This window comes from Kitasatospora sp. NPDC088346 (assembly GCF_044740765.1).
GTDB lineage: Bacteria > Actinomycetota > Actinomycetes > Streptomycetales > Streptomycetaceae > Kitasatospora.
Genome location: NZ_JBIURH010000033.1, coordinates 16,954 through 41,917, shown reverse-complemented (window position 1 = coordinate 41,917; position 24,964 = coordinate 16,954). Strand labels below are relative to the sequence as shown.

Sequence of the window (24,964 nt, the reverse complement as noted above, 5' to 3'; positions counted from 1 at the left end):
AGGAACCCCGGGTGGCCTGATCTGGTCGGCGAGATGTCGGATCTGCCCACGTTTGACCGATTTAAGAGAGCGAAGACTGTGTAAACAGTTGAACTCCCCTGCCTCCCGCTCTCCTCAGCAGGCACATTGTGGGCTTACGGTATGCCCCATGACCTCGCCCCGCTCCTACGACGGAGTCGGCTACCCCTCTCCGTCCTTCGGCTCCGGCACGCCCATCTACGACAGCCTTGTCGCGGAACGCGGTGTCCCGCAGATCGCGCCCATCAACGTGCCGGCGGCGCTGCCCCCGGCCACCGGCGGCTACGGCTCCTCCTACCAGAGCAGCTACGCCCCCTCCTTCGACAGCCCGGTCAGCAACCTGCCCGCGCTGCCGCCCGCCCGGCTCGCTCTCGGCCCCGGCCCGAGCAGTGCCCCGATGACCGGCTACATCCCGGCCCAGCCCAGCCCGGCGATGTACCCGGCGCCGCAGGCCCCGATGACCGGCTACGCCTCGGCGCCCAGCTTCCAGCAGGCACCGCCGGCCTACCAGAGCCAGGTCGGCCAGCCGGCCGGCGGCTTCGGCGGGCAGAGCTTCGGCGGCCAGAACACCTTCGCCCAGGCCCCGCAGGGCTTCACCGGGCAGAGCTACAACGGCCAGAGCTTCGGCGGCCAGAACACCTTCGCCCAGGCCCCGCAGCAGCAGAGCTTCGGCGACCAGAGCTTCGGCGGCAACCAGTTGCGGCCCGCCGCGCCGGTCGCCCCGGTGCGCCCGGTGTCGCAGTACGGACCGCCGCAGTACCCCCAGTACCCCCAGGCCGGCTGAGCCCGGTCCCGACTTCGGCGAACGAGGGGCGCCGGAGCAGGGAGCAGGGCGCAGGGTCGACCCCCGGGGGCCGCCCGCACACCGCACGAGAGAGCGGAGCGCGGGCGGCCCTTGCACACCCACCGGCAGCCGCCCGCCGCGGGCCGGACGGATCGGCGGCCACCCGTGCCGCAGCCGTGGGCCGCCTGGCAGGATGGCTCCATGCCGCAGCTGACCGGACTCCACGTGTACCCCGTCAAGTCCACCTACCGGCTGAGCCCGCAGAGCGCCCGGGTCCAACCGTGGGGCCTGGCGGGCGACCGGCGCTGGATGCTGGTGGACGAGCGCGGCCGCGCCGTCACCCAGCGGGACCTGCCCGAACTGGCCCGCTACCGGGCCGACCCGACGGACGACGGCGGCCTCCTGGTGACCGCTCCCGACGGCGCCCGCACGGAGATCGCCGCACCGTCCGTCGAACGCGGCGACCAGGACACCGACGTGGAGATCTTCGGGACCGTCTTCGGCGCCGCCGAGGCGGCCAAGGAGGCCCGGCTCTGGTTCGCCGAACGGCTCGGCGACGTCCGCCTGGTGCACCTCGACCGCCCGGACCGCAGCCGCCCGATCAAGGCCGGGTACGGCCGGCCCGGCGAGACCGTGAGCATGGCCGACGGCTTCCCGTTCCTGCTCACCACCACCGGATCGCTGGCCGAGCTGAACGACCGGATCGCGGCGGACCACCCGGACGACCCGGTCAAGGGCGCGGCGCTGCCGATGGAGCGTTTCCGCCCCAATCTGGTGGTCGACGGGACCTCGGCCTGGGCCGAGGAGGAGTGGCGGCGGATCCGGATCGGCGGCCTCACCTTCCGGGTGGCCAAGCTCTGCGCCCGCTGCGTGGTCACCACCACCGACCAGGAGAGCGGTGTCCGGCGCGGCCCCGAGCCGCTGCGGGCGCTCGGTCGGCACCACCGGATCGGCCAGAAGCTGATCTTCGGCGTCAACCTGGTCCCGGAGCGCCCCGAGGGCGTCGACGGCGATCTGCTCGGCACCCTCCGGCTCGGCGACGAGGTCACCGTGCTGGACCGGGGTCCGCGCCCCGACCCGGCCGCGGAGCCCGCCGCGGCCGACCAAGGGTAGAGCCTTCCGGAACCGCTCACCCAGTCACTCGTTGAACCGGGCGAGCGGCCGGGAGGGACGGACGGAGCACGCTACGGTGGGGCGGCACGCAAGCCTCGACGAAGGTGGGGACGACAGACCGTCATGGCTGAGCACAGGGTCCGGGTCACACAGGACAGCGGCTCCCGCTGGCGCCGCCGCGCCGGGGAGTACGAGACGCTGGGCGAAGCCCTGGCCGCGGCCGAACACGGTGACACGCTCACCCTGCGGCCCGGCACCTTCCGCGAGAACCTGCTGCTCGACAAGGCCGTCACCCTGGTCGCCGCCGACGGTCCCGGTACGGTCCGGCTGCTGCCCGCGGCCGGGGTGCCGCTGACCGTGACGGCCGCGGCGGCCGTCCGCGGCCTGGTGGTGGAGGCCGACGACAGCACCGCCCCGGCCGTCCTGGTGACCGGCGAGGACGGCGCGGCCGAGCTCACCAACTGCCGGGTCGAGGCCCGCTCCGCGGTCGGCGTCGAGGTCGCGGACGGCGCCGGGGCGACCCTGCGCGGCTGCACCGTCGCCAACCCGTCCGGACTGGGCGTCCGGCTGCGCGGCGAGGCCCGGGCGCTGCTGGAGGACTGCGAGGTGGCCCAGGCCGGCCAGGCCGGGCTGGCCGTGCTGGGCGGCTCCACCGCGCGGCTGGAGCGCTCCCGGATCCACCACGCCGGTGGCGCCGGGCTGCTGCTCGCGGACCAGGGCTCCACCGCCGAGCTGACCGGCTGCGAGATCTACGAGGTGCGCGGCAGCGGGGTGCAGGCGGAGTCCCGCGCGGCCGGCCGGCTGGCCGACTGCGAGATCCACCGGGTCACCGGCAACGGCCTCACACTGGACACCGAGGCCGAACTGGCGCTCACCGGCTGCCGGCTGCACGACCTGCCGGAGAACGCCGCCGACCTGCGCGGCCGCTCCCGGCTGAGCCTGCACCACAGCACCGTGCACTCGTTCGGCCGCGGCGCCCTGTCGGTCTGGGACGCCGGCACCCACGCCGTGGCCACCGCCAGCGAGATCCACTCCGCCACCGGCGACTACCCGGCGCTCTGGGTCAGCGACGGCGCCCGGGTCGAGCTGTCCGACTGCACCCTGCGCGACCTGCCGGACGCCCTCTTCGTCCTGGACCGCGGCTCCACCGCCCGCGCCGAGGACTGCTCCTTCAGCCGGATCCGCAACTCGGCGGTCTCGGTGAGCGGCGGCGCCACCGTGGACCTGACGGCCTGCCGGATCCAGCAGGCCGGCACCGGCCTGTGGTTCCGCGACCACAACAGCGGCGGCCGGCTGACGGACTGCGAGATCGCCGAGGTCGCCACCGGGATCATCGTCACCAAGGGCGCCGACCCGGTGGTGCGCGGCTGCGCCGTCCGCGCCAGCAGCGACGCCGCGGTGTACGTCTCGGCCCAGGGCCTCGGCACCTTCGAGGAGTGCCGGGCCTCGCACGGCAAGGGCTTCGGCTTCCACGTCATCGACGGCTGCCGGACCACGCTCACCCGCTGCCGGGCCGAGCACAACGCCCGGGCCGGCTTCGAGTTCTCCGAGCCCGGACCGGTCGCCGAGGCCTGCGTGTCGGACGACGTGGCCCCGGCACCGGCCGACCTCCCCGCCCCCCGGACGGCCACCGGCGCGCTCCTCGCCCCCGCCGCCGCCCTCGTCCGGGCCACCGCCGGCCCGGCCCCGCTCGTCGCCCCGGCCGGGGCGATCGCGCCGATCCCCGACTGCCGGCCCGCCGACGAGGCACTGGCCGAGCTGGACGCACTGGTGGGCCTGGCCACCGTGAAGCAGGAGGTGCGGACCCTGGTCGACCTGATCGCGGTCGGCCGCCGCCGCGAACGGGCCGGCCTCAAGGCCCCCTCGCCCCGGCGCCACCTGGTCTTCACCGGCGCCCCCGGCACCGGGAAGACCACCGTGGCCCGGCTGTACGGCGAGGTCCTGGCCTCGCTCGGGGTGCTGCGCCGTGGCCACCTGGTCGAGGTGGCCCGGGTGGACCTGGTCGGCGAGCACATCGGTTCCACCGCGATCCGCACCCAGGCCGCCTTCGAGCAGGCCCGGGGCGGGGTGCTGTTCATCGACGAGGCGTACGCGCTGGCGCCGGAGGACGGCGGCCGGGACTTCGGGCGGGAGGCGATCGACACCCTGGTGAAGCTGATGGAGGACCACCGCGACGACGTGGTGGTGATCGTGGCCGGCTACACCGTCGAGATGGAGCGCTTCCTGGCCGCCAACCCCGGCCTCTCCTCGCGCTTCTCACGCACCGTGACCTTCCCCGACTACTCGGCCGGCGAGCTGCTGGAGATCGCCCGCGCCCAGTGCGCCGAGCACGAGTACGCCATGGACGAGGCCACCGAGGACGCCCTGCTGGACCACTTCGCCGGAATCGACCGCGGGCCGGGTTTCGGCAACGGCCGGACCGCACGGCAGGTGTTCGAGACCATGGTGGAGCGCCACGCGATGCGGGTGGCCCAACTGGCCGACCCCTCCACCGAGGAGCTCCAGCTGCTGGTCCCCGCCGACCTGCCACGCTGACGGGTCACCGGCGGCCGGCGCGTCGGCCGGGCGTGGCAGGATGAGCGGGAACGAAGCGGAGGGGTGACCACGTGGCCGACAGCAGCAACCTGCTCGCGGAGCAGCGCCGGGCGATGATCCTGGACGAGGTCCGGCGGCGTGGCGGTGTCCGGGTCAACGAGCTGACCCGGCAGCTCAACGTCTCGGACATGACGATCCGCCGGGACCTGGACGCCCTGGCCCGGGCCGGCGTGATCGAGAAGGTGCACGGCGGCGCGGTGCCGACCGAGGCCGCCCGCACCCACGAGCCCGGTTTCGAGGCCAAGTCCTCGCTGGAGCTGAGCGCCAAGGAGGAGATCGCGCTGGCCGCGGCGCGGCTGGTCCAGCCGGGCAGCGCGATCGCGCTCTCCGGTGGCACCACCACCTACGCCCTGGCCCACCACCTCACCGAGATCGAGCAGTTGACGGTGGTCACCAACTCGGTCCGGGTCGCGGACGTCTTCGACCGGGCGCAGCGCCAGCAGAGCCGGCAGGCGGCGACGGTGGTGCTGACCGGCGGTGTGCGGACGCCGTCGGACGCCCTGGTGGGTCCGGTGGCGGACCGGGCGATCCGCTCGCTCCACTTCGACGTGCTGTTCCTCGGGACGCACGGCCTGTCGGCCACCGCCGGCCTGTCCACGCCGAACCTGGCGGAGGCCGAGACCAACCGCACCTTCATCGCCTCGGCCCGCCGGACGGTGCTGGTGGCGGACCACACCAAGTGGGGCACGATCGGTCTGTCGAGCTTCGCGGAGCTGACCGAGGTGGACACCTGGGTGACCGACTCCGGTCTGCCGGCGGAGGCGGCGGAGGCGGCCGGGGAGCAGGTCCGGGAGCTGATCCTGGCCGGGGTGGAGCCGGCCGAGGACGCGGGCGGGGACGACGCGGAGCAGTAGGCCGGCCGGCGGGGGCCGTACCCGGGCTCAGGCGAGTTCGGCCGTCTCACCGGCGAGGAAGCGCTCCATCAGCTCCAGGTAGGGCGCGATCTCGATGCCCTGCTCGGCCAGCCAGGCGTCGGAGTAGTACTTGTCGAGGTAGCGGTCACCGGGGTCGCAGATCAGCGTGACCACGCTGCCGCGTCGTCCGGCCGCCCGCATCTCGGCGACCAGCCGCAGCGCGCTCCACAGCCCGGTGCCGGTGGAGGCGCCGGCCTTCTTGTCGATGGCGCGCTCCAGCAGCCGCATGGCGGCGATCGAGGCGGCGTCCGGCACCTTCATCATCCGGTCGACCGCTCCGGGGACGAAGCTGGGCTCCATCCGGGGCCGGCCGATGCCCTCGATCCGGGAGCCGGTGGCGCAGGTGGAGTCGGGGTCGTGCTTGACCCAGCCGTCGAAGAAACAGGAGTTCTCCGGGTCGGCGACGCAGATCCGGGTGTCGTGCTGGAGGTAGTGCACGTAGCGGGCGATGGTGGCGGAGGTGCCGCCGGTGCCGGCCGTGGCGACGATCCAGGTCGGTTCGGGGTGCGGTTCCAGCCGGAGCTGGGCGAAGATCGACTCGGCGATGTTGTTGTTGCCCCGCCAGTCGGTGGCGCGCTCGGCGTAGGTGAACTGGTCCATGTAGTGGCCGCCGGTCTCCTCCGCCAGACGGGCCGAGACGGCGTACACCTCGGCGGCGCTGTCCACCAGGTGGCAGCGGCCGCCGTGGAACTCGATCAGCTCGATCTTGGCGCGGCTGGTGCTGCGGGCCATCACCGCGATGAACGGCACGCCGATCAGCTTGGCGAAGTAGGCCTCGGAGACGGCGGTGGAGCCGCTGGAGGCCTCGATGACCGGCTTGCCCGGTCTGATCCAGCCGTTGCAGAGCCCGTAGAGGAAGAGCGAGCGGGCCAGCCGGTGCTTGAGGCTGCCGGTGGGGTGGGTGGACTCGTCCTTCAGGTAGAGGTCGATCCCCCACTCCTCGGGGAGCGGGAAGCGCAGCAGGTGGGTGTCGGCCGAGCGGTTGGCGTCGGCCTGGACCTTGCGCACCGCCTCCTTGAGCCATGCCCGGTAGTCGCCGTCCGAACGGTCCACATCCGTGGTCTGCACAACCATCGCGCTCTCCCTCGCCTCTGCCGTCCCGCGTGTCACTCCTACCTAGTGTAACGGTTAATTACGATAAGTAACATTAACGGGGGATCCAGCTTCCGCTTATCGGGCCCGCGCCGACCGGCGGCGCGGGCCCCGACACCTCCGGTCGCCGGCGGCTAGTCGGCCGCGATCGCCGCCAGGACGTCCGACCGCGCCGCCCGGGCCGCCGGCCGCAGCCCGGCCACCGCGCCCGCGACCAGCCCCGCGACCAGGACCACGACCAACCGCCCGACGGGGACGGCGAAGGAGCCCGTCCCGGCCTCGTCCGAGGCCCGCACCAGCGCCCAGCCCAGGAAGGTCCCCAGCCCCAGCCCGCCGACCGTGCCGAAGGCCGCGACCAGCACCGACTCCCAGCGCACCATGGCCCGCAGCGCCCCCCTGGTCTGCCCGACCGCCCGGAGCAGCCCCAGCTCCCTGGTCCGCTCGTGCACCGCCAGACTCAGCGTGTTGGCGATGCCGAGCAGCGCGATCAGCACCGCGAGCGCCAGCAGCGCGTAGACCACCGAGAGCATCATGTCGACGCCGCCCGCGGCACCGGCCGCGTACTCGTCCCGGGTCTGCACCTTCGGGCTGCCGTACGAGGCGGCCGTGCGCTCCACCGCCGCCCGGCCGTCGGCGAGGGCGACCCCGGGGCGCAGCGCGACGGCGATCAGACCGGCGCTGTCCTGCCCCCGGTGCGGGGCCCAGGCCTGGGGGGTCATCAGGTAGTCGCCGGCCACCCCTCCGCCGTCGAACAGCGCCCGGACGGTGAAGGGGCCGGACCCGTCGGCGAAGGCGACGGTGACCGTGGTGCCGACCTGCCAGCCGTGCCCGGCCGCCTCGCCGCGGGAGACCGCGAGGCCGTCGGTGCCCAGCGCGCCGAGCGAGCCGTCGACCCGGCCGAGTGCCACCACCGACTCCAGGCGCGCCGGGTCGGCGATGTCCAGGGTCCGGCCGTGGCCGTCGATCCGGGCCACGCCGCGCCCCAGCGCGACGGCCCGGCGGACCTCGGGCAGCCCGTCCAGCGCGTCGGCGAGCGCGGGGCTGACCCCGCTGCCGCCGGCCCCGAAGGCGGGGGCGGTGACCGCCAGGTCGCCCGCGAAGGAGCGGGCCACGGTGTCGTCCATCGTGGCGCGGATCGAGGCGCCGAAGACCGTGAACATCCCCACCACCGCGACCCCGACCATCAGCGCGGTGGCGGCGGCGGCGGTCCGCCGCGGGTTGCGGGCCGCGTTGCGCCGGGCCAGCACGCCGGTCACCCCGCGCAGCCGGGCCAGCGGCGCCCCGAGGGCTCGGACGGCGAGCACCGCCGCGACCGGGCCCAGCACCACCATGCCCGTCAGGACGGCCACCGCGCCGGCGGCGGTCAGCGGCACGGAGGGTCCGTCCACCGCGCCGGCGACGGTCAGTCCCGCGCCGCCGGCCGCCAGGACGGCGCCGAACGCGGCCCGCAGCCCGGCCCTCCGGCCGGTCGCCGCGTCGTCCACGGCGGTGTCGCGCAGCGCCGCCAGGGGCGCCGTCCGCCCGGCCCGGACGGCCGGCAGCAGCGCCGAGCCGACCGCGACGGCGGTGCCCACCAGCAGCGGCAGCGCGACGGCGGCCGCACCGATCACCATGCCGCCGGTCGGCAGCGAGAAGCCGACCGCGGCGAACAGCGCCTTCAGCCCGGCCGCGATCCCGATCCCGCCGAGCAGCCCGGCCGCCGAGGCCAGCACTCCGACCGCCAGCGCCTCGCCGAGGGTCGCGCCCAGCACCTGGCGGCGGCTCGCGCCGAGCGCCCGCAACAGCGCGTTCTCCCGGGTCCGCTGGGCCACCACGATGGCGAAGGTGTTGTGGATGGTGAAGGTCGCCACCAGCAGCGCGATGCCGGCGAAGACCAGCAGCAGGGTGGTGAACATGGTCAGGAACCGTCCGGACACCTGCGCGGTGCTCTCCGCCGTGGCGTCCGCGCCGGTCACCGCCTCGACCCCGGGCGGCAGCACCGGCCGCAGCCGGTCCACCAGCTGACGCTGCGACAGGCCGCCGGCGGCCCGCACCCGGATCGAGCTCGCCTGGCCCTCGCCCTTCGGGGTCAGGTGGCGCTGGGCGTCCGCCAGGGTCAGTGCCGTGAAGGTGCTCGGGCCCATGCCGTCCGCCCCGGCGCCGAAGGTGGCGATCCCCACCACGGTGATCCGGACCGGGTCGGGGGTGCGCAGCACGGTCGTGTCCCCGATCCGCAGGCCGCCGGCCCGGGCCGCGCCCCGGTTGAGCACCGCCTCGCCCGGGGCGGCGGGGGCCCGGCCCTCGGCCAGCCGGTACGGGTTCAGCCCGGCGTCGGCGATCCAGTTGCCCGCCAGCGTGGGCGGCCCCTGGCCACCGACCGGCCGGCCGTCCTTGCCGACCAGCTGTCCGCCGCCCTGGACGGAGGGTTCGGCGGCCGACACGCCCGCGACGGTGCGCAGCCGGTCGGCGAGGGCGGCGTCGACGGGGGCGCGGACCCCGCCGGGGGTGTTCTCCGCGTCCAGGACGTCCGCGCTGCGGACCACCGCGTCGGTGCCCCGCTCGGCGTCCGCGAACAGCGTGTCGAAGTTGGCCCGCAGGGTGTCGCCGAGGACCATCGTGCCGGACAGGAAGGCGACCCCGAGCAGGACGGCCAGGAAGGTCCCGGCCAGCCGGCGGCGGTGGGCGCGCAGCGAACGCCGGGCGATGCGCAGGGTGGCGTTCGGGACGGCCCGGGGGCGCGGCACGGCGGTCACCGGCCCTCGCCCCGGTCGAGGTCCTTCATCCGGTCCAGGACGCGGTCGGCGGTGGGCGCGTCCATGGTGTCGACCAGGCGGCCGTCGGCGAGGAACAGCACCCGGTCGGCCCAGCCGGCCGCGGTGGGGTCGTGGGTGACCATGACCACGGAACGGCCCATGGTGTCCACCGCCCGGCGCAGCAGGCCGAGCACCTCGGCGCCGGTGCGGGAGTCCAGGTTGCCGGTGGGCTCGTCGGCGAAGACCACCTCCGGCCGTCCGGCCAGGGCCCGGGCGACGGCGACCCGCTGCTGCTGGCCGCCGGACAGCTCGCTCGGCCGGTGGTGCAGTCGGCCGCCCAGGCCGACCACCTCGATCAGGGTGGTCAGCCACTCCTCGTCGGGGGCCCGGCCGGCCAGGTCGAGCGGGAGGGTGATGTTCTCCCGCACCGTCAGGGTGGGCAGCAGGTTGAAGGCCTGGAAGACGAAGCCGATCCGCTCCCGGCGCAGCCGGGTGAGGCGCTGGTCGTCGAGGGCGCCCAGGTCGGTGTCGCCGAGGTGGGCCCGGCCGCCGGTCAGGGTGTCGAGGCCGGCGGCGCAGTGCATCAGGGTCGACTTGCCGGAGCCCGAGGGCCCCATGATCGCGGTGAACCGGGCCGCCGGGAACTCCACCGTGACCCCGTCCAGCGCCCGGACCCGGGTGTCGCCCGAGCCGTACTCCTTGACGGCCGCCTCCACCCGGGCGGCGGCCCGCAGTCCGAGGACGGTGCTCACTCGGCACCGCCGCGGGGCTTCCCGGCCAGCACGGCCCGGCGGGCGCGGTACTCGTCGGCGTCGATCTCGCCGTTGGCGTAGCGGCGGCCGAGGACGGCCAGCGGCCCGTCACCGCCGCAGCCGCGCAGCCGTCCGGCCCGGCGGGCGACCGTCACCACGATCGCGACCACCGCCAGCCAGAACAGCGGGACCAGCAGGATCCACGGCCCGGGCCAGTGTCCGTCCGCGGTGGCGAGCAGGGTGTCCATGGCGGTCCATCTCCCTTGTCGGCAGGCTCTGTTCCCGGTTCTCCCGGGCAGATCGAGCCTCCCGCGCGGACCGCCTCCGGCGCGTCGTACGGGCAGCGGCACCCGCGCTACTCCTCCCGGCGTAGCGTCGGCCCCTGCGTGGCGTCACCCCCGGTACAGCGTGCGGGCCCGGGCGAGGTCGGTCGGCCCGGCGCCGGTGCCGTCCGTGCCGATCGGCAGGAAGTGCTCCAGCTGCCAGGCCTGGGAGCCGCGGGCCTGACGGTTGGCGGTCACCGCCCACGGCGGGTAGACCCGGAAACCGCGCTTGCCGTCCGTGCCCGGGCCCGCGACGACGCCCCGCTCGCGGAGCACCTCCCAGGGGAGCACGAACTGTCCGAACCGCCCGCCGTCCCGGGTGCTGACCACCACCAGGTCGATCCCGTCACCGGCCTCGAACGGCCGGATCGGGCCGTCCGGGGACCGCTGCCACACGGTGACGAACTGCCCGGGCTTGGTCGGGGTGGTCCGGCCGGTGCGGAACCGGACGGCGCGCCCGTCGAGGGTGAACGCGTGCGCGCCGTAGTCGGCGCTCTCCGGTTCGGCCACCGGGGGCGAGCACCGGAAGCCGCACGGCTCGTACACCTGCTCCACGGCCGCGCGCAGGTCGCCGTGGAGCGGACCGGCGGCGGACCAGAACCCGGGATCCGGGTGGTTCGTCGTCATCGGGCCCATCCTGCCACCGGCCGGCGCGGGCCCCGCGGCGGCGGGTCAGCCGAGCCAGCCCGGGCGGACCAGCCCCGACTCGTACGCGATCACCACCAGCTGTGCCCGGTCGCGCGCGCCGAGCTTCACCATCGCCCGGCTGACGTGGGTCTTGGCGGTGAGCGGGCTGACCACCAGACGGCGGGCGATGTCGTCGTTCGACAGGCCGAGGCCGACCAGGGCGAGCACCTCGCGCTCCCGGTCGGTCAGGGCCGTCAGGGCCGCGCCGGCCGGCTCGGCGGGCCGCTTGGAGCGGGCCGCGAACTCGCCGATCAGGCGGCGGGTGACGCCGGGCGACAGCAGGGCGTCACCGGCGGCGGCGACCCGCACCGCCCGCAGCAGGTCGGCCGGTTCGGTGTCCTTGACGAGGAACCCGGCGGCGCCCGAGCGCAGCGCCTCGAAGACGTACTCGTCGAGCTCGAAGGTGGTCAGCACCACGACCCGGACGGCGGCCAGCTCCGGGTCCAGGCCGATCCGCCGGGTGGCCTCCAGGCCGTCGAGGCGGGGCATCCGGATGTCCATCAGCACGACGTCGGGGCGCAGTTCGGCGGTGAGCCGGACGGCCTGCTCGCCGTCGTCGGCCTCGCCGACCACGACGAGGTCGGGCTGGGCCTCCAGCAGGGCACGGAAACCGGCCCGGACGAGCAGCTGGTCGTCGGCCAGCAGGACCCGGATCACTCGGCGTCCCTCCCGCTCCGGCTCCGGTTCCGGCTCCGGCTCCGGCTCCGGCTCCGGCTCCGGGCGGGATCGGCGGTTTCGGCTTCAGTTTCGGCTTCGGCTTCGGCTTCGGCGGGGGTCTCGACCGGCAGCCGGGCCTCGACCCGGAAGCCCGCGCCGCTGGGCCCGGCCGCCAGGGTGCCGCCGAGGGCCGTCGCCCGCTCGCGCATGCCGATCAGCCCGGTACCGGAACCGTCCGCCTCCCCCGCGGCGCCGGCCGGTCCCGGGTCCTCGATCCGCACCCGCAGGGCGGTGTCCCGCCACTCCACCAGGACCTCGGCGGTCCGGGCCGCGGAGTGCCGCAGGACGTTGGTGAGCGCTTCCTGCACGATCCGGAAGGCGGCCAGTTCGAGGCCGGCCGCGGCCCGGCGGGGCCGGCCGATGGTGCGGACGGTCACGGCGAGCCCGGCGTGCCGGGCCTGGTCGGCCAGCTCGTCCAGCCGCCCCAGGTCGGGGGCCGGGCTGCGCGGCGCCGCGCCCGCCGGGCCGCGCAGCGCGCCGAGCACCTGCCGGACCTCGCCGAGCGCCTCCTTGCTGGCGGCCTTGATGGTGACCAGCGCACTGCGGGCCTGCTCGGGCCGGCTGTCGATCAGCTCCAGGGCGACCCCGGCCTGGAGGTGGATCAGCGAGATGCTGTGCGCCAGGATGTCGTGCAGCTCGCGGGCCATCCTCAGCCGCTCCTCGTCCACCCGGCGCCGCTCGGCCTGCGCCGCCGCCTCGCGCACGGCCGCGATCCGCTCCCGGCGGAAGCGCAGCAGTTCGGCGCCGGCCAGCACCAGCAGCAGCCAGGCGGCGACGCCCAGCTCCTGCCAGCCCCGGGGCGCGCCGGGCGCGGCGCCCAGCCAGGTCTGCGGCACGACGTACCCGAGCAGCAGGTGGGCGGTGTAGACGGCGGCCGCACACGCCCACACCACCCGGCGCCGGCCCAGCTGGACGGCCGAACCGAAGGCCACCAGCATGCTGAGGAAGACCGGCCCGTAGGGGTAGCCCGCGACGACGTAGCCGAAGGTCACCACCGACGTCCCGACGGTGACCGCTGCGGGCCACCGCCTGCGCAGCACCAGCAACGCGGGCCCGAGCAGCAGCAGCGCGTAGCCGAGGGCGTCCAGCGGGTCGCGGTCGGGTTGGTGGCGGCCGGCGGCGACCGATCCGGCCACCTGGACGGCGGCCACCAGCGCCGCGAGCGCGACCGGCCAGCCCGCCTTGGCGGCGCGGACCCACGGAGGCTGCCAGGGCGGCTGCGGATCGGTCATGCCCGGAAGGCTAGCCGCCGCGGCGCCGGCCGGTCGTCGGTCCTGCGGCGTGGCCGCGGCTACTCCTCCCGTAGTACGCGGCGGCCCCGGTACGTCCGGGTGCGGGAAAGGGGTGAACCTCGCGGCGGCCCGGAGCATGTCGGGGCCGCCGGTCGGCGGGCCGGTGGGAGCGTCGGGACATGTCTGAGGTCAACGCCAACGAGCTGCTCGAACGCATCCGCAGGGCACGCGACTGGGCTCGGCGGCGCGAGTCGGAACCCCTCGCCCCCGACACCGGCGGGCCGCCGTCGGACACCGCCCGGCTGGAGGCCACCGTCCACCGGATCGTCGCGGACGTCCTCGACGAGATCCTGTCGCCCGGCCGGGCCGACCGCCGTCGCCCGTAGCCCCGGCCCCTCCCCCGCCCCCCGCCCCCCGCCCCCGCCCCGCGCCGATCAGGCCGTGCGCGGCCCGATCGGGACGGCCGTGCCACCGACCCGGACCCGGGAGTCACCGGGGCGCAGCTCCACCCGCAGCACCCCCGGGCGGCCGAGGTCCTCGCCCTGGTGCAGGGTGAGCTCCGCCTCCCGCACGCCGTGCAGCTCCCGCAGGTACGCGCCGAAGGCGGCGGCCGCCGCTCCGGTGGCCGGGTCCTCCACCACGCCGCCGACCGGGAACGGGTCGCGGACGTGGAAGACGTGCTCGGACTCCCGGTACACCAGTTGAAGGGTGATCAGGTCGAGCCGGGTCATCAGCGCGGCCAGCCGCTCGAAGTCGTAGGAGAGCGCCGCGAGCCGGGCCCGGGTGGCGGCGGCCAGCACCAGGTGGCGGGCGCCCGCGTAGGCGATCCGCGGCGGGAGGGTGGGGTCGAGCTCGTCCTCGGTCCAGTCGAGGGCGGCCAGTGCCTCCGTGAGGTCCGCTGCGGTGACGGGCCCGACGTGCGGTTCGACGCTGGTCAGGGTCGCCGACAGGGTGCCGTCGGGGGCGCGCTCGACCAGGACCGGAACGGGACCGGCCTTGGTCTCGAAGAGCAGTTCCCCGGCCCCGATCCGCTCCGCCACCGCGACGGCCGCCGCCACCGTGGCGTGTCCGCAGAACGGCACCTCGGCCTTCGGGCTGAAGTACCGCACCGCGAAGGCGCGGTCGCCGGCCGGCGCGCGGGTGAGGAAGGCGGTCTCGGAGTAGCCGAGGTCGGCGGCGACGGCGAGCTGGTCGGCGGCGTCGAGGCCGGTGGCGTCCAGGACCACGCCGGCCGGGTTGCCGCCGTCCGGGTCGGCGGTGAAGGCGGCGTAGCGCAGGACCTCGGAGGAGAGCGAGTCGTTCATGCCGGGGCGAACGCCGGGGCCCGGCCTTTCGATTCCCTCTCCTCGGCGCGTCACGCGGCGGGCACGCCCCCGCGGGAGCCGGGGTGCGCCGGCGGCCTCGGGGGCGTGGGGTGACGTGCCGTCAGCCGTCCACGCGTTCCGGCAGCCGGACCACGGTGGCCCGGGTGGCGCGCCGTGCGTCTGCCGGAGTCACCGTGCCGTCCGCGCCGTCCGGCTCGCCCTCCGCGGGCTGTCCGGGCCGGCGCAGCAGCAGGGCCACCACGAGCGCGGCGAGGAGGGTGGCGGCGGCGCCGCCCAGCAGGGCGAGCCGCATGCCGTCCACGAACGCGGACCTGGCCTGCTCGGCCACCGCGCCCCCGGCCGCGCTCGCGGCGCCCAGTGAGGAGCGGGCCCGGTCGGCGAGGTCCGCGGGCAGCCCCGGCAGTTCCAGGTGGCGGCGGTAGGTGGCGCTCAGGATGCTGCCGAGGACGGCGATGCCGAGGGCGCCGCCGAGTTCGCGGGAGAGGTCGTTCATCGCGGAGCCGACGTTCTGGAGCGAGCGCGGCAGCGCGTCCGTGACGGCGGTGGTGGCCGGGGTCATCGCCAGGCCCATGCCGGCGCCGAGCGGGAGCAGTCCGGCGAGCACCAGACCGTACGGGCTGCCGGCGTCCAGCGTGGCCAGGACGGCCAGGGCGGCGGCGATCAGCAGCAGGCCGGCGAGCCACGGGCGGCGGGCGCCGAACCGGCCGGTCAGCACCGGGCTGAGGCGGGAGAGCGGCACCATCGCGACGGCCATCGGCAGCACGCTCAGCGCGGCGGTGAGCGCGCTGTCGCCCCGGACGAGCTGCAGGTACTGCATCACCACGAAGATGTAGCCGAAGAAGGCGAAGAACTGCAGCGTGATCGAGATCGATCCGGCGGCGAACCGGCGGTTGCGGAACAGCCCTGGATCGAGGAGCGGGTGACGCTGCCTCAGCTCCCAGCCGGTGAAGCCGGCCAGCACGGCCAGGCCCAGAGCGATCCCGCCGAGGGTCGCCGGGTCGCCCCAGCCGCGGGTCGGCGCCTCGATCACCGAGTACACCAGCGCCGCCAGGCCCGCCGCCACCAGCAGGGCGCCGACCACGTCGACCCGTGGGGCGCCGGGCTCCGCCGACTCGGGGACGAACAGCAGGGTGCCCACCAGGGCCACCAGGGCGAGCAGGACGTTCAGCAGGAACACCGAGCGCCAGGACCAGAACTCCAGCAGTGTGCCGGAGGCGAGCAGCCCCACCACCGCGCTGGCGCCGGCGACGGCCGCCCAGACGCTGACCGCCCTGGCCCGCCGGGCGCGCGGGAAGGTGCTGGTGATGGTCGACAGGGTGGCCGGCATGACGAGCGCGGCGCCGGCCCCGAGGACGCCGCGCAGCACCAGCAGCGTGCCCGGGTCGGTGGTCAGGGCGGCCAGTCCGGAGCCGCCGCCGTAGACCGCCAGACCGGCGAGCAGGGCCCGGCGGCGGCCGAACCGGTCGCCGATCGCGCCGGCCGGGAGCAGCAGCGCGGCGAACACCAGGCCGTAGGCGTCGACGATCCAGGACAGCTGGGTCTGGCTCGCCCGGGTCTCCCGGCCGAGGTCGGGCAGGGCCACGTTGAGCGAGGCCATCGCGGCGACGACCGCGCCCAGTGCGAGGCAGGTGACCAGGAGGACGGCGCCGTGGCGGGCCGGGTGCCCGGTGGCGGCCGACGGGTCGGGCGGCTTGACGGCAGGCATGGTTGCCCCTCTTCCGGTTCCGGTGAGGGCTGCCGGTCTGCTCCGGCGGCCTGCGGTCCAGGCTGGCGGCGGCGCGACTAGCATTTCAACCGTGATGAATAACCAGCCGCGTCGGGGCCGGCGGACCGGCAGCCCGGACACCCGGGCGCAGATCCTCGCCGTCGCACGCCGCCGCTTCCTCGCCGAGGGGTACCACGCGGTCACCCTGCGGTCGATCGCCGCCGAGGCGTCCGTGGACCTCGCCCTGGTCAGCTATTTCTTCGGCTCCAAGAAGGGCCTCTTCGGCGCCTGCCTGGCCCTGGCCGCCAACCCGGCCGAGCTGCTCGCCCACACCCTCGAAGGCGACCTGGCGACGTTCCCGCAGCGCGCCCTGCGGGCGATGCTCACCGTCTGGGACGACCCGGAGACCGCGGCCCCGCTGCGCGCCATGCTGGCCGGCGCCGCCCAGGACCCGGCCCTGTCGGCCCTGGTCAAGGAGGTGATCGAACGGGAGATGATCGACAAGATCGCGGCCCGGATCGGCGGCCCGGACGCCCACCGCAGGGCCGGCCACTTCTGCACCCAGATGGCCGGCCTGATCCTCACCCGGTGCGTCCTGCGTCTGGAGCCGGTGGCATCGATGCCGGTTGATGAAATCGTGCGCTTCTCCACGCCCCCGCTGCGCTACGCCCTGCGGGAGCCGGCCCGCACTACCGGTCGTAGTGCCGGGCCTCGATGACGTTGCCGTCCGGGTCCGGGAAGTAGCAGGAGCGCGGCGCGGGCCCTCGGGCCCCGTACAGGTCCGCCCGGTCCGGCGTCACCCGGTGTCCGCCGGCGAGGAGCCTGGCGCGCAGCGCGTCGTACTCCTCGGCGGTCATCGCGAGGCACACGTGATTGACCGGGTGCCCGGCACTGCCCTCGGCCCCGGGGGTGGCGTCGAGCGCGGGCGCACTGCTGCGCGGCGTCAGGTCGAGGATGGTCGACGGGCTCACCCGGACGCTGACGAACGGCGCCGCGCCGTCCCGGTACTCCGCCAGCCGCAACGGCTCCAGGCCGAGCACCTCCCGGTAGAACGCGGCCGACCGGACCGGGTCCGCCACCCACAGCACCACGTGGTCGAGCACGTACGCCATCACTCCTCCAACCCCGCCGCCACCGGGCCCCGGGGCTTGAGCCTACGGCCCGGGCGCTCCGCCCGCCCCGGCTCCGGGGATCGGCGGGGCGCCCGCCGCGCGGTCACGCCGGGGCGGCCGCCTGCGGGTCGTCGAGGTAGTACTCCCAGGCGAGTTCGGCGGCGCCGACCAGGCCGGCGTGGCGGACCTGGGCGGGGACGATCGGCACCCGGCCGCTGCGGCCCCACAGGCAGCGGTCGGCGACCACGGCGGCCAGCCGGTCGGGGGCGCCGGCGAGAAGGTCGAGGTGCAGGCCGCTGAGCACGATCCGGTCCGGGTTGAGGATGTTCACCAGGCCCGCCAGGCCGAGCCCGAGGCGGTCGACGACGTGCTCGACGGCGGCGCGGGCGGCCGGGTTGACCGCTGCGGACCGGGCCAGCTCCCGGGCCTGGGCGAGGACCGGGCGGGCCGGGTCGGCGGTGCGGCCGGCGGCGGCGAGCAGCGCTTCGGGGTCGGTCTCGGCGTTCAGGCAGCCGCGGTTGCCGCAGGGGCAGCGGCGGCCCTGCGGGTCGACGGTCAGGTGGCCGACCTCCAGGGCGAGTCCGGCGCTGCCGGTGTGCAGGCGGCCGTCGATGACCAGGGCGCCGCCGACGCCGCGGTGGCCGGAGGTGACCAGCAGCAGGTGGCGGGCGTCGCGGCCGGCGCCGTGGCGGTGTTCGGCGAGGGCTGCGAGGTTGGCGTCGTTGGCGACCGCGCTGGGCAGGTCGGCGGGTGCGCCCGGTCCGAAGTCGGCGCGGGCGACCTCGGCGGCGAACAGGTCGGCCACCGGGGTGCCGCTGGGCCAGGCGAAGTGCAGGGCGGCGAGCGCGGTGCCGTCCGGTTCGGTGACCGGGTTCGGCAGGGCGAGGGCGATCCCGAGGCAGCGACGGTCGCCGGCGGCGGCGGCGAGCCGGGCGCCGGTCCGGGCGACGGCGCGCAGCAGCCGGACCGGGTCGGTGGCGTCGGGCAGCGGCAGGTGGACGGGGTCGACCAGGCGCCCGCCGAGGCCGGCCAGCGAGACGCTGACGCCGTCGGCGTGGAGCTGGGCGGCGACCACCACCGGGCCGTCGGGGTCGACGGCGAGGCGGTGCGAGGGCCGGCCACGGCCGCCGCCGGCCGGCCGGGAGTCGACGGTGATCAGGCCGAGCGACTCCAGCTCGGCGGTGACGGCGCCGGCCGTGGCCCTGGTCACGTCGAGGCGCGTGGTGAGCGCCGAGCGGGTGGGGGCCTGTCCGAGGTGGACGAGGCGCAGCGCCGGGCCGAGCAGGGTGCGTCCCCGGTCCGGTACGGGGCGGCGCCGGGGCTCGGGGGCGGTGAACGGGCTTGTCGGTGAGTGCGGCACTCCCCTATTCTGACTTTGTGCCGCCCATAAACAAAACCACCGTCCCGCACCGCACCCACGACCACCCGCCCGGCCGCACCTCCGAGGCCCCCGGCGCCGCTCCGGCCGCGCCCGCCACCTGGTCCGCCGCCCGTCTCGCCCTCACCGCGTTCTTCGCCGTCGACGGCTTCCTGTTCGCCGCCTGGGTGGTCCGGATCCCGGACGTCCGGGCCCAGGTCGCCGCCTCGCACAGCGCGCTCGGCCTCGCCCTGCTGTGCGTGTCGGCGGGCGCCGTGGCCACCATGCCGGTGGTCGGCCGGCTCTGCGTGCGGTACGGCAGCCGGCCGGTCACCGTCGGCTCGCTCACCCTGCTCGCCCTGGCCGTCCCGCTGCCCGCGCACACCCACTCGGTGGCCGCGCTCGGCGCCGTCCTGCTGCTCTTCGGCGCGGGTTACGGCGCGGCGAACGTGGCGATGAACAGCGCCGCCGTCGACCTGGTGGCCCAGCTCCGGCGGCCCGTCATGCCCAGTTTCCACGCCGGGTACAGCCTGGGCGGCCTGCTCGGCGCGGCGGTCGGCGGACTGCTCGCGGGCACCCTCAGCACCGCCTGGGCGCTCGCCCTCGGCGGGCTCCTCGGGCTGGCGGTCACCGCCGCCGCGGGCGTCGTCCTGCTGCGCGCCCCCGCGGCCGGCCCGGCCCCGGCCGCCCGGCCGGCGGGCGGCCCGGTGCGGCCGGAGTCCCCCGCGCGGCACGTACGCCTGCTGGTGCTGCTGCTCGGCCTGACCGCCCTGTTCACCGCGTACGGCGAGGGTGCGCTGGCCGACTGGGCGACGCTGCACCTCACGGACGACGTGCACGCGAGCGCCGGGCTCGCCGCGGCCGGGTACGCGACATACGCGCTGGCCATGACGGCCGGCCGGGTCGGCGGTACCTGGCTGTCCGTCCGGCTCGGCCAGCGCCGGCTGATGCTGGCCGGCGGCCTGACCGCGGGCGGCGGGATGCTGCTGGCGGCGCTGGCCCCGAACGTCCCGGCCGCGCTGGGCGGTTTCGTGCTGGTCGGCCTGGGCCTGGCCAACCTGTTCCCGCTCGCGATCGCGCAGGCCGGCGCGGCCGGCGGCCCGCAGGGCGTGGCCACGGCCTCGACCCTCGGGTACGCCGGCATGCTGATCGGCCCGCCGGTGATCGGCTTCCTCGCCGACGCCAGCAGCCTGCCGGCGGCGCTCACCACCGTGGCGGCGACCTCGGCGCTGGCCGCCCTGCTCGCGCTCGCCGGCGGCAACCGCCCGCGCACCGCCCGTACCCGGCCGGACACACCGTGCGACACACCGGCTGCCTGACCGCCGGAACGGCCCGGCCCGGGGAGGATGGAAAACGCCCGGTCCCGGCAGCAGCGGGCTGCGACGGGCGCGGCGCGTGTGCCCGGCACACGCGGTGGCAGCGAAGGAGACGCACGCACCGATGGCTACTGGCACCGTGAAGTGGTTCAACGCCGACAAGGGGTTCGGCTTCATCCAGCAGGACGACGGCGGCCCGGACGTGTTCGTCCACTTCTCTGCCATCCAGACCTCCGGCTTCAAGTCGCTGGAGGAGGGCAACCGGGTGGAGTACGACGTCACCCAGGGACCGAAGGGCCCGCAGGCCGAGCGGGTCGTGCCGATCGGCTGAGGCCCCACCGAGGTCCCGCCCCGCCCTGCGCGGGGCGGGACCTCCGCGTTTCCCGCCCCACCCGGGCACCGCACCGCCCCACCCGGGCACCGCACCGCCCGCCCGCGCACCGCCCGCTCCCGCCGCCCGCACCCGGCCGAACCGGGCGTGGCAGGATGCGACCGACGAGCACGAACGGGACGGACGGGACAGATGGCGACGATCGAGGTACTGCGGGCGGGCGACCGGGCGGCCACCCCCTGGCTCAACGGCGGCGGAGTGACCCGCGAGGTGGCGGGCTTCCCGGCCGGCTCCGGCCTGACCGACTTCGCCTGGCGGGTGAGCCTGGCCGACGTCGGCGCGGGCGGCCCGTTCTCCCGCTTCGAGGGAGTCGACCGCGTGATCACCGTGGTCGAGGGCGCCGGCATGGCCCTGACCGTCGACGGCGACGAGCACCGGCTGGACGCGCCGTTCCGGCCGTTCGCCTTCCCCGGCGACGCCGCCACGGACTGCGTGCTGCTGGACGGCCCGGTGGTCGACTTCAACGTGATGACCCGCCGGGGCCGGGCCGCCGCCGAGGTGGAGGTCACCGACTTCCAGCGCGAACTGCGGGTGCCCGGGCAGGCCGAGCTGCTGCTGGTCTGCCTGGCCGGCAGCGCCGCGCTGGGCGCCGCCGACCTGCGGCTGGAGCGGTTCGACGCCGCGCTGCTGCCCGCCGGCACCGAGGACCTGCTGCGGGTCGACGGCGTGGCCGCCCTGGTGACCCTGCGCCGACCCGGCTGAGCACGCCACGGGTCACGACGAGGGGCCGCGGCGGCGCCGGCCGCCGGGGCGGGACGGGTTCGCGAGAGATGTCGGCCGGATGCGGCCGGGGGAAGGCGGTGGGGTGTGCGGGTGCTGGTGACCGGAGCGTACGGCTTCGTCGGGGGCGCCGTGGTGCGGCAGTTGGCCGCGGCCGGGCACGAGGTGTGGGCGTTCACCCGGCGCGCCGAGCCGCGGCCCGACCTCCCGGTGGCCCGCGTCTGGCAGGGCGACATCCGGGACCGCGCCGCGCTGGAACCGGCCCTGGCCGGGGTCGGCGGCGTCTGCCACCTGGCCGCGCTGACCCGGGGACGGGAGTCGGTGGACCGGCCCGAGGCGCACTGGGAGGTCAACCACGGCGGGATGGCGGCCCTGCTGGACGCCCTGGCCGGGCTGCCGGGCCGGGCCAGGGTGGTGTTCGGGTCGACGGCCGCGGTGTACGGGGCGCCGCCGCACCAGCCGATCGACGAGTCGACCGCACCGGCGCCCGGCAACCCGTACGGCGCGTCCAAGCTCGCCGCCGAGGAGCTGCTGCGGGAGCGGGCCGCGAAGGACGAGGTCCAGGCCGTGGTGCTGCGCTGCTTCAACGCGGCCGGCACCGGGGACGTCGACGAGGCCCGGATCATCCCGAAGGCCCTCGCGGTGGCCGCCGGCCGCCACCCCCGGCTGGAGCTGAACGGCGACGGCAGCGTGGTACGGGACTTCGTGCACGTCGAGGACATGGCCCGGGCCTACCTGCTGGCCCTGGAGGCGGCCCGGCCCGGCCCGACCTACAACGTCGGGGCGACCCCGGCGAGCATGCTGGAGATCATCGCCGCGGTGCAGCGGGTGACCGGCCGCCCGGTGCCGGTGGTGCACCGGCCGGCCCAGCCCGAGGCCCCGCGGCTGGTCTCCGACACCACGCTGATCCGGCGGGAGCTGGGCTGGCGCCCCGGGCGCTCGACGCTGGACGAACTGGTCGCGGACGCCTGGCGGTCCACCGCCCGGTGACCCGGCGACGCGTGACACGGTGACAGGTGGGAACGAAGGGACCTGACGGATCGTCGGACAGGCGATGCCGGTGACAGCGAACCCCGAGGAGGACACCGTGCCGGAGCCCACCGAGACCCTCTACCAGGCCGTCGGCGGAATCGACGCGCTACGACGGCTGAGCAACACCTTCTACGACCTGGTGCTGGCCGACCCGGTGCTCGCGCCGGTCTTCGCCGACTTCACCCGCACCCACATCGAGCACGTCGCCGTCTGGCTCGCCGAGGTCTTCGACGGGCCGGCCGACTTCACCGCCGAACTCGGCGGCCACCAGGCCCTGTTGCGCGCCCACCTCGGGCTGTCGATCACCGAGGAGCAGCGCGGCCGCTGGATGGAGCTGATGGGCACCGCCGTCGAACGGGAGCTGCCGGACGACGAACTGCTGCGCACCCGGGTGATGGAGTACTTCGACTGGGGCACCACGATCGCCCGCGAGGTCTCCGCCGAGCCCGTGGGACAGGACCTCGGCGACCCGGGCCCCACCCCGCGCTGGGGGTGGCAGGGCCTGCGCTGAGCCCGGCCGCCCTCCCCGGAGCCGTACCGGGGCCGCCCGCAACCGGCCCCCGGTACCGCCGCCGGCTACTGCTCGCCGGGCAGGTGCAGGTCCCAGCCGACCAGCGCCCGCAGTTGCTCCGCGGTGACGCCCTCCGGCAGCGGGCGCGGGGCGTCGTAGCGGATCGGCGGCTGCCAGCCCTCGTCCTCGGTCCAGCTGCGGACCACCTTCGCCGGGGCTCCCGCGACCACACTGTGGTCCGGGATCTCGCCGCGCACCACGGCGTTGGCGGCGACCACCACGTTGCGGCCGATCCGGGCGCCGGGCAGGATCACCGCGCCGGTGCCGATCCACGAACCGGCCCCGATCTCGACCGGCTCGTTGCGCGGCCACTGCTTGCCGATCGGCAGCTCGGTGTCCCGGTACTCGTGCGCCTGGTCGGTGATGTACACGCCCGGCCCGGTCCACACGTTGTCCCCGAGCACGATCGACTGATGGCCGACCAGGTGACTGCCCCGGCCTATCACGCAGCCGCCGCCGATCCGGACGATCGGCTCGGGACCGAGGTCGAGGCCCGGCAGGAAGCCCGCCGAGATGGTGACCCGCTCGCCGATGATGCAGAACGGCCCGATGGAGATCGACTGCTCGTTGAAGACCGTGCCCAGCGGGAACGCCAGCTTGCTGCCGTCCCCCAGCTCTCCGAACCGGTACGGGCCGGGGTTCTGGTTGGAGACCGCGCCGACCTCCTGCACCCAGCGCCACCCGCGGTGCACCAGCCGCCCGGCGGCACGGCGGCCTCGGGAGCGGGCAGCGGTCAGGAGGGTACGGGTGATCGACATGCGAATACCGTATCCGCCACCGGCCCGGCGTCGGCCGGGCGAGGGATCAACATCACATCGGATCGCTGGCAGACTTCCTCCGTGGAAATCTCCGAACACCTCGACGCCCTGCGCCGCGAGGGCGCCCTGCTGGCCGACACCGCCGACCGCACCGACCTCGACGCGCCGGTGGTGACCTGCCCCGAGTGGCGGCTGCGGGACCTCGTCCGGCACACCGGCCAGGTGCACCGCTGGGCCGCCGCCCACGTCCGGGAGGGCCTCGCGCACCCGCTGGACGACGCCGGCTCGCAGGCCGCCTGGGGTCCGGACCCGGACGACCGCGACCTGGTCGGCTGGTTCCGGGACGGCCACGCCTCACTGGTGGCCGCACTGGAGAAGGCCCCGGCGGACCTGGCGTGCTGGAGCTTCCTGCCCGCGCCGTCCCCGCTGGCCTTCTGGGCCCGCCGGCAGGCGCACGAGACGGCCGTGCACCGGGTGGACGCCGAGTCCGCGACCCGGTCGACCGCCGGATCCTTCGAACCGACCCCCACCGACCCGGCCTTCGCCGAGGACGGCATCGCCGAGCTGCTCACCGGCTTCGTGACCCGGCCCTACGGCCGGCTGCGCAGCGAGCGCCCGCGCACGCTGCTGGTCCGGCCCACCGACCGCCCGGCCGCCTGGCTGGTGACGGTCAGCCAGGACCCGGTGGTGGTGACCGAGGGCGAGGGACCGGCCGACTGCACCGTCGACGGCCGGGCCCACGACCTCTACCTGATGCTCTGGAACCGCCTGCCGGCCGACCGGGTCCGGGCGACCGGGGACCTCGCGGTCCTCGACCTCTGGCAGGACGGCTCGTCGGTCCGCTGGAGCTGACGCGGCCCGGGGATCAGCGCGCCCAGGGCGCCGGACGCTTCTCCAGGAACGCCCGCATCCCCTCCTGGGCCTCCGCCGAGCCGAACAGCCGTGCCGACTGGGCGACCCGCTCCTGCGCGTCCCGCTCGAAGGAGGCGACCACCTCCGTGTTGACCAGCCGCTTCGACTCGGCGAGGCCCTGCGGCGAGCCCAGCCGGACGGCCTCCAGCACCGCCTTGAGCGCCGCCTGCACGTCCTCGGCGGCCTCGGTGATCAGCCCGATCCGGGCCGCCTCGGCGGCCTTGAACGTCTCACCGGTCAGGTAGTAGCGGGAGGCCGCCCGCGGGTCCAGCTTGGGGCGCAGCGGCAGCGAGATCACCGCGGGGGCCAGGCCCAGCCGGACCTCGGTGAAGGCGAAGGTGGAGGCGGGCCCGGCGATCACCAGGTCGGCCGCGCCGAGCAGGCCGAGGCCGCCGGCCCGGACGTGTCCGTCCACCACCACGATCACCGGCTTCGGGCAGTCCACAATGGCGCGCTGGATGTCCACCAGGCCGCGCGGACCGACCGTCGGGTCGTCGCCGGTGGCCTCCGACAGGTCGGCGCCGGCGCAGAACACCTTGCCGGTGTGGCCGAGCACCACCGCCCGCACCGCCGGGTCGGCTGCCGCGTCCGCCAGCCCCTTCGCCAGCTCCGCCATCAGCCGGGTGGAGAGGGCGTTGCGGTTGTGGGGGGAGTCCAGCTCCAGGGTGGTGACCGCGTCGGCGGTGGAGATGCGGACGAAGGGGACTTCGCGGGTCATCGCGGCTGCCTGCTTTCCGGCTGAGGGTGGGTCGGACGGTGGTGACTCTCGCACGAGGCGGTCCGCCGGGGCCAGGGAGCCCCGGAAA

General features: G+C 75.9%; 25 protein-coding genes. 12 read left to right on the top strand and 13 right to left on the bottom strand.

Going from position 1 to position 24,964, the window contains the following annotated elements:
- The first annotated feature begins 148 nt into the window (after window positions 1-148).
- From ACIOFR_RS30565 to ACIOFR_RS30550, 4 genes are all read left to right on the top strand, one after another.
- Entirely contained in the window at window positions 149-802 is a 654-nt protein-coding gene (locus ACIOFR_RS30565; protein WP_401002470.1) for a DUF6643 family protein, read from the top strand.
- Window positions 803-1,003: 201 nt separating this feature from the next.
- Entirely contained in the window at window positions 1,004-1,915 is a 912-nt protein-coding gene (locus ACIOFR_RS30560) for an MOSC domain-containing protein (RefSeq protein WP_401002469.1), read from the top strand.
- Between the two features lie 123 nt (window positions 1,916-2,038).
- Window positions 2,039-4,450 (top strand): right-handed parallel beta-helix repeat-containing protein, encoded by a 2,412-nt coding sequence (locus tag ACIOFR_RS30555; protein WP_401002468.1) that lies wholly within the window; start codon window positions 2,039-2,041, stop codon window positions 4,448-4,450.
- A gap of 71 nt (window positions 4,451-4,521) precedes the next feature.
- Entirely contained in the window at window positions 4,522-5,364 is an 843-nt protein-coding gene (locus ACIOFR_RS30550) for a DeoR/GlpR family DNA-binding transcription regulator (protein WP_401002467.1), read from the top strand.
- Between the two features lie 27 nt (window positions 5,365-5,391).
- On the opposite strand, the gene ACIOFR_RS30545 is transcribed toward ACIOFR_RS30550, so the two are convergent.
- From ACIOFR_RS30545 to ACIOFR_RS30515, 7 genes are all read right to left on the bottom strand, one after another.
- Complete coding sequence (locus ACIOFR_RS30545; protein WP_401002466.1) at window positions 5,392-6,498, bottom strand: PLP-dependent cysteine synthase family protein; 1,107 nt, start codon at window positions 6,496-6,498, stop codon at window positions 5,392-5,394.
- A gap of 152 nt (window positions 6,499-6,650) precedes the next feature.
- Window positions 6,651-9,248, bottom strand: coding sequence for an FtsX-like permease family protein (locus tag ACIOFR_RS30540; protein ID WP_401002465.1), 2,598 nt, complete (start codon window positions 9,246-9,248; stop codon window positions 6,651-6,653).
- On the bottom strand, window positions 9,245-10,000 hold the full coding sequence (locus ACIOFR_RS30535; RefSeq protein ID WP_401002464.1) for an ABC transporter ATP-binding protein: 756 nt from the start codon (window positions 9,998-10,000) through the stop codon (window positions 9,245-9,247). The genes ACIOFR_RS30540 and ACIOFR_RS30535 overlap by 4 nt, the downstream gene beginning before the upstream one ends.
- Window positions 9,997-10,248, bottom strand: a complete 252-nt coding sequence (locus tag ACIOFR_RS30530; protein ID WP_401002463.1) for an SHOCT domain-containing protein — start codon at window positions 10,246-10,248, stop codon at window positions 9,997-9,999. The genes ACIOFR_RS30535 and ACIOFR_RS30530 overlap by 4 nt, the downstream gene beginning before the upstream one ends.
- A 144-nt stretch (window positions 10,249-10,392) precedes the next feature.
- Entirely contained in the window at window positions 10,393-10,950 is a 558-nt protein-coding gene (locus tag ACIOFR_RS30525) for a MepB family protein (RefSeq protein ID WP_401002462.1), read from the bottom strand.
- Window positions 10,951-10,995: 45 nt separating this feature from the next.
- Complete coding sequence (locus tag ACIOFR_RS30520) at window positions 10,996-11,667, bottom strand: response regulator (RefSeq protein ID WP_401002461.1); 672 nt, start codon at window positions 11,665-11,667, stop codon at window positions 10,996-10,998.
- On the bottom strand, window positions 11,664-12,959 hold the full coding sequence (locus ACIOFR_RS30515; protein WP_401002460.1) for a sensor histidine kinase: 1,296 nt from the start codon (window positions 12,957-12,959) through the stop codon (window positions 11,664-11,666). The genes ACIOFR_RS30520 and ACIOFR_RS30515 overlap by 4 nt, the downstream gene beginning before the upstream one ends.
- Window positions 12,960-13,138: 179 nt before the next feature.
- On the opposite strand from ACIOFR_RS30515, the gene ACIOFR_RS30510 reads away from it, so the two are divergent.
- Window positions 13,139-13,345: a hypothetical protein gene (locus tag ACIOFR_RS30510; RefSeq protein ID WP_401002459.1), complete on the top strand. Its 207-nt coding sequence runs from the start codon at window positions 13,139-13,141 to the stop codon at window positions 13,343-13,345.
- 48 nt (window positions 13,346-13,393) lie between these two features.
- On the opposite strand, the gene ACIOFR_RS30505 is transcribed toward ACIOFR_RS30510, so the two are convergent.
- Window positions 13,394-14,263 carry a PhzF family phenazine biosynthesis protein gene (locus ACIOFR_RS30505; protein ID WP_401002458.1) on the bottom strand — a complete coding sequence of 290 codons (870 nt, stop codon included), beginning with the start codon at window positions 14,261-14,263 and terminating at the stop codon, window positions 13,394-13,396.
- 121 nt (window positions 14,264-14,384) lie between these two features.
- Window positions 14,385-15,989: an MFS transporter gene (locus ACIOFR_RS30500; RefSeq protein WP_401002457.1), complete on the bottom strand. Its 1,605-nt coding sequence runs from the start codon at window positions 15,987-15,989 to the stop codon at window positions 14,385-14,387.
- Window positions 15,990-16,083: 94 nt separating this feature from the next.
- On the opposite strand from ACIOFR_RS30500, the gene ACIOFR_RS30495 reads away from it, so the two are divergent.
- The gene (locus ACIOFR_RS30495; RefSeq protein ID WP_401002501.1) at window positions 16,084-16,707 is read left to right on the top strand and encodes a TetR family transcriptional regulator; all 624 of its coding nucleotides are present in this window, start codon (window positions 16,084-16,086) and stop codon (window positions 16,705-16,707) included.
- Here ACIOFR_RS30495 and ACIOFR_RS30490 read toward each other — a convergent pair.
- Together ACIOFR_RS30490 and ACIOFR_RS30485 are read right to left on the bottom strand one after the other, a co-directional pair.
- Window positions 16,679-17,101 (bottom strand): VOC family protein, encoded by a 423-nt coding sequence (locus tag ACIOFR_RS30490; RefSeq protein WP_401002456.1) that lies wholly within the window; start codon window positions 17,099-17,101, stop codon window positions 16,679-16,681. The genes ACIOFR_RS30495 and ACIOFR_RS30490 overlap by 29 nt on opposite strands.
- 103 nt (window positions 17,102-17,204) lie before the next feature.
- A complete protein-coding gene (locus ACIOFR_RS30485) occupies window positions 17,205-18,461 on the bottom strand; it encodes an ROK family protein (RefSeq protein WP_401002455.1) in 1,257 nt (418 codons plus the stop codon).
- A 17-nt stretch (window positions 18,462-18,478) separates the two neighbouring features.
- Here ACIOFR_RS30485 and ACIOFR_RS30480 point away from each other — a divergent pair, with 17 nt between their 5' ends.
- From ACIOFR_RS30480 to ACIOFR_RS30460, 5 genes are all read left to right on the top strand, one after another.
- Window positions 18,479-19,777, top strand: coding sequence for an MFS transporter (locus ACIOFR_RS30480; protein WP_401002454.1), 1,299 nt, complete (start codon window positions 18,479-18,481; stop codon window positions 19,775-19,777).
- A gap of 121 nt (window positions 19,778-19,898) precedes the next feature.
- Window positions 19,899-20,105, top strand: a complete 207-nt coding sequence (locus tag ACIOFR_RS30475) for a cold-shock protein (protein WP_401002453.1) — start codon at window positions 19,899-19,901, stop codon at window positions 20,103-20,105.
- Between the two features lie 192 nt (window positions 20,106-20,297).
- Window positions 20,298-20,867, top strand: coding sequence for a HutD family protein (locus ACIOFR_RS30470; protein ID WP_401002452.1), 570 nt, complete (start codon window positions 20,298-20,300; stop codon window positions 20,865-20,867).
- Between the two features lie 111 nt (window positions 20,868-20,978).
- Window positions 20,979-21,875 (top strand): NAD-dependent epimerase/dehydratase family protein, encoded by an 897-nt coding sequence (locus ACIOFR_RS30465; protein ID WP_401002451.1) that lies wholly within the window; start codon window positions 20,979-20,981, stop codon window positions 21,873-21,875.
- 70 nt (window positions 21,876-21,945) lie between these two features.
- Window positions 21,946-22,428, top strand: coding sequence for a group II truncated hemoglobin (locus ACIOFR_RS30460; RefSeq protein ID WP_401002450.1), 483 nt, complete (start codon window positions 21,946-21,948; stop codon window positions 22,426-22,428).
- A gap of 65 nt (window positions 22,429-22,493) precedes the next feature.
- Here the strand turns inward: ACIOFR_RS30460 and ACIOFR_RS30455 are convergent, their stop codons facing one another.
- Window positions 22,494-23,246: an acyltransferase gene (locus tag ACIOFR_RS30455; RefSeq protein WP_401002449.1), complete on the bottom strand. Its 753-nt coding sequence runs from the start codon at window positions 23,244-23,246 to the stop codon at window positions 22,494-22,496.
- A gap of 81 nt (window positions 23,247-23,327) precedes the next feature.
- Between ACIOFR_RS30455 and ACIOFR_RS30450 the strand changes: the two genes are divergently transcribed.
- Window positions 23,328-24,098: a maleylpyruvate isomerase family mycothiol-dependent enzyme gene (locus ACIOFR_RS30450; RefSeq protein ID WP_401002448.1), complete on the top strand. Its 771-nt coding sequence runs from the start codon at window positions 23,328-23,330 to the stop codon at window positions 24,096-24,098.
- 13 nt (window positions 24,099-24,111) lie between these two features.
- Here ACIOFR_RS30450 and ACIOFR_RS30445 read toward each other — a convergent pair whose 3' ends face one another.
- Window positions 24,112-24,876 (bottom strand): enoyl-CoA hydratase family protein, encoded by a 765-nt coding sequence (locus ACIOFR_RS30445; protein WP_401002447.1) that lies wholly within the window; start codon window positions 24,874-24,876, stop codon window positions 24,112-24,114.
- Window positions 24,877-24,964 lie beyond the last annotated feature (88 nt).

Bases quoted from the DNA above. Each gene is read 5' to 3' on its own strand.
- ACIOFR_RS30470 (WP_401002452.1), top strand. From the start codon at position 20,298: ATGGCGACGATCGAGGTACTGCGGGCGGGCGACCGGGCGGCCACCCCC.
- ACIOFR_RS30555 (WP_401002468.1), top strand. From the start codon at position 2,039: ATGGCTGAGCACAGGGTCCGGGTCACACAGGACAGCGGCTCCCGCTGG.
- ACIOFR_RS30525 (WP_401002462.1), bottom strand. From the start codon at position 10,950: ATGACGACGAACCACCCGGATCCCGGGTTCTGGTCCGCCGCCGGTCCG.
- ACIOFR_RS30545 (WP_401002466.1), bottom strand. From the start codon at position 6,498: ATGGTTGTGCAGACCACGGATGTGGACCGTTCGGACGGCGACTACCGG.
- ACIOFR_RS30500 (WP_401002457.1), bottom strand. From the start codon at position 15,989: ATGCCTGCCGTCAAGCCGCCCGACCCGTCGGCCGCCACCGGGCACCCG.
- ACIOFR_RS30445 (WP_401002447.1), bottom strand. From the start codon at position 24,876: ATGACCCGCGAAGTCCCCTTCGTCCGCATCTCCACCGCCGACGCGGTC.
- ACIOFR_RS30505 (WP_401002458.1), bottom strand. From the start codon at position 14,263: ATGAACGACTCGCTCTCCTCCGAGGTCCTGCGCTACGCCGCCTTCACC.
- ACIOFR_RS30560 (WP_401002469.1), top strand. From the start codon at position 1,004: ATGCCGCAGCTGACCGGACTCCACGTGTACCCCGTCAAGTCCACCTAC.
- ACIOFR_RS30515 (WP_401002460.1), bottom strand. From the start codon at position 12,959: ATGACCGATCCGCAGCCGCCCTGGCAGCCTCCGTGGGTCCGCGCCGCC.
- ACIOFR_RS30495 (WP_401002501.1), top strand. From the start codon at position 16,084: ATGAATAACCAGCCGCGTCGGGGCCGGCGGACCGGCAGCCCGGACACC.
- ACIOFR_RS30455 (WP_401002449.1), bottom strand. From the start codon at position 23,246: ATGTCGATCACCCGTACCCTCCTGACCGCTGCCCGCTCCCGAGGCCGC.
- ACIOFR_RS30565 (WP_401002470.1), top strand. From the start codon at position 149: ATGACCTCGCCCCGCTCCTACGACGGAGTCGGCTACCCCTCTCCGTCC.
- ACIOFR_RS30510 (WP_401002459.1), top strand. From the start codon at position 13,139: ATGTCTGAGGTCAACGCCAACGAGCTGCTCGAACGCATCCGCAGGGCA.
- ACIOFR_RS30530 (WP_401002463.1), bottom strand. From the start codon at position 10,248: ATGGACACCCTGCTCGCCACCGCGGACGGACACTGGCCCGGGCCGTGG.
- ACIOFR_RS30475 (WP_401002453.1), top strand. From the start codon at position 19,899: ATGGCTACTGGCACCGTGAAGTGGTTCAACGCCGACAAGGGGTTCGGC.
- ACIOFR_RS30490 (WP_401002456.1), bottom strand. From the start codon at position 17,101: ATGGCGTACGTGCTCGACCACGTGGTGCTGTGGGTGGCGGACCCGGTC.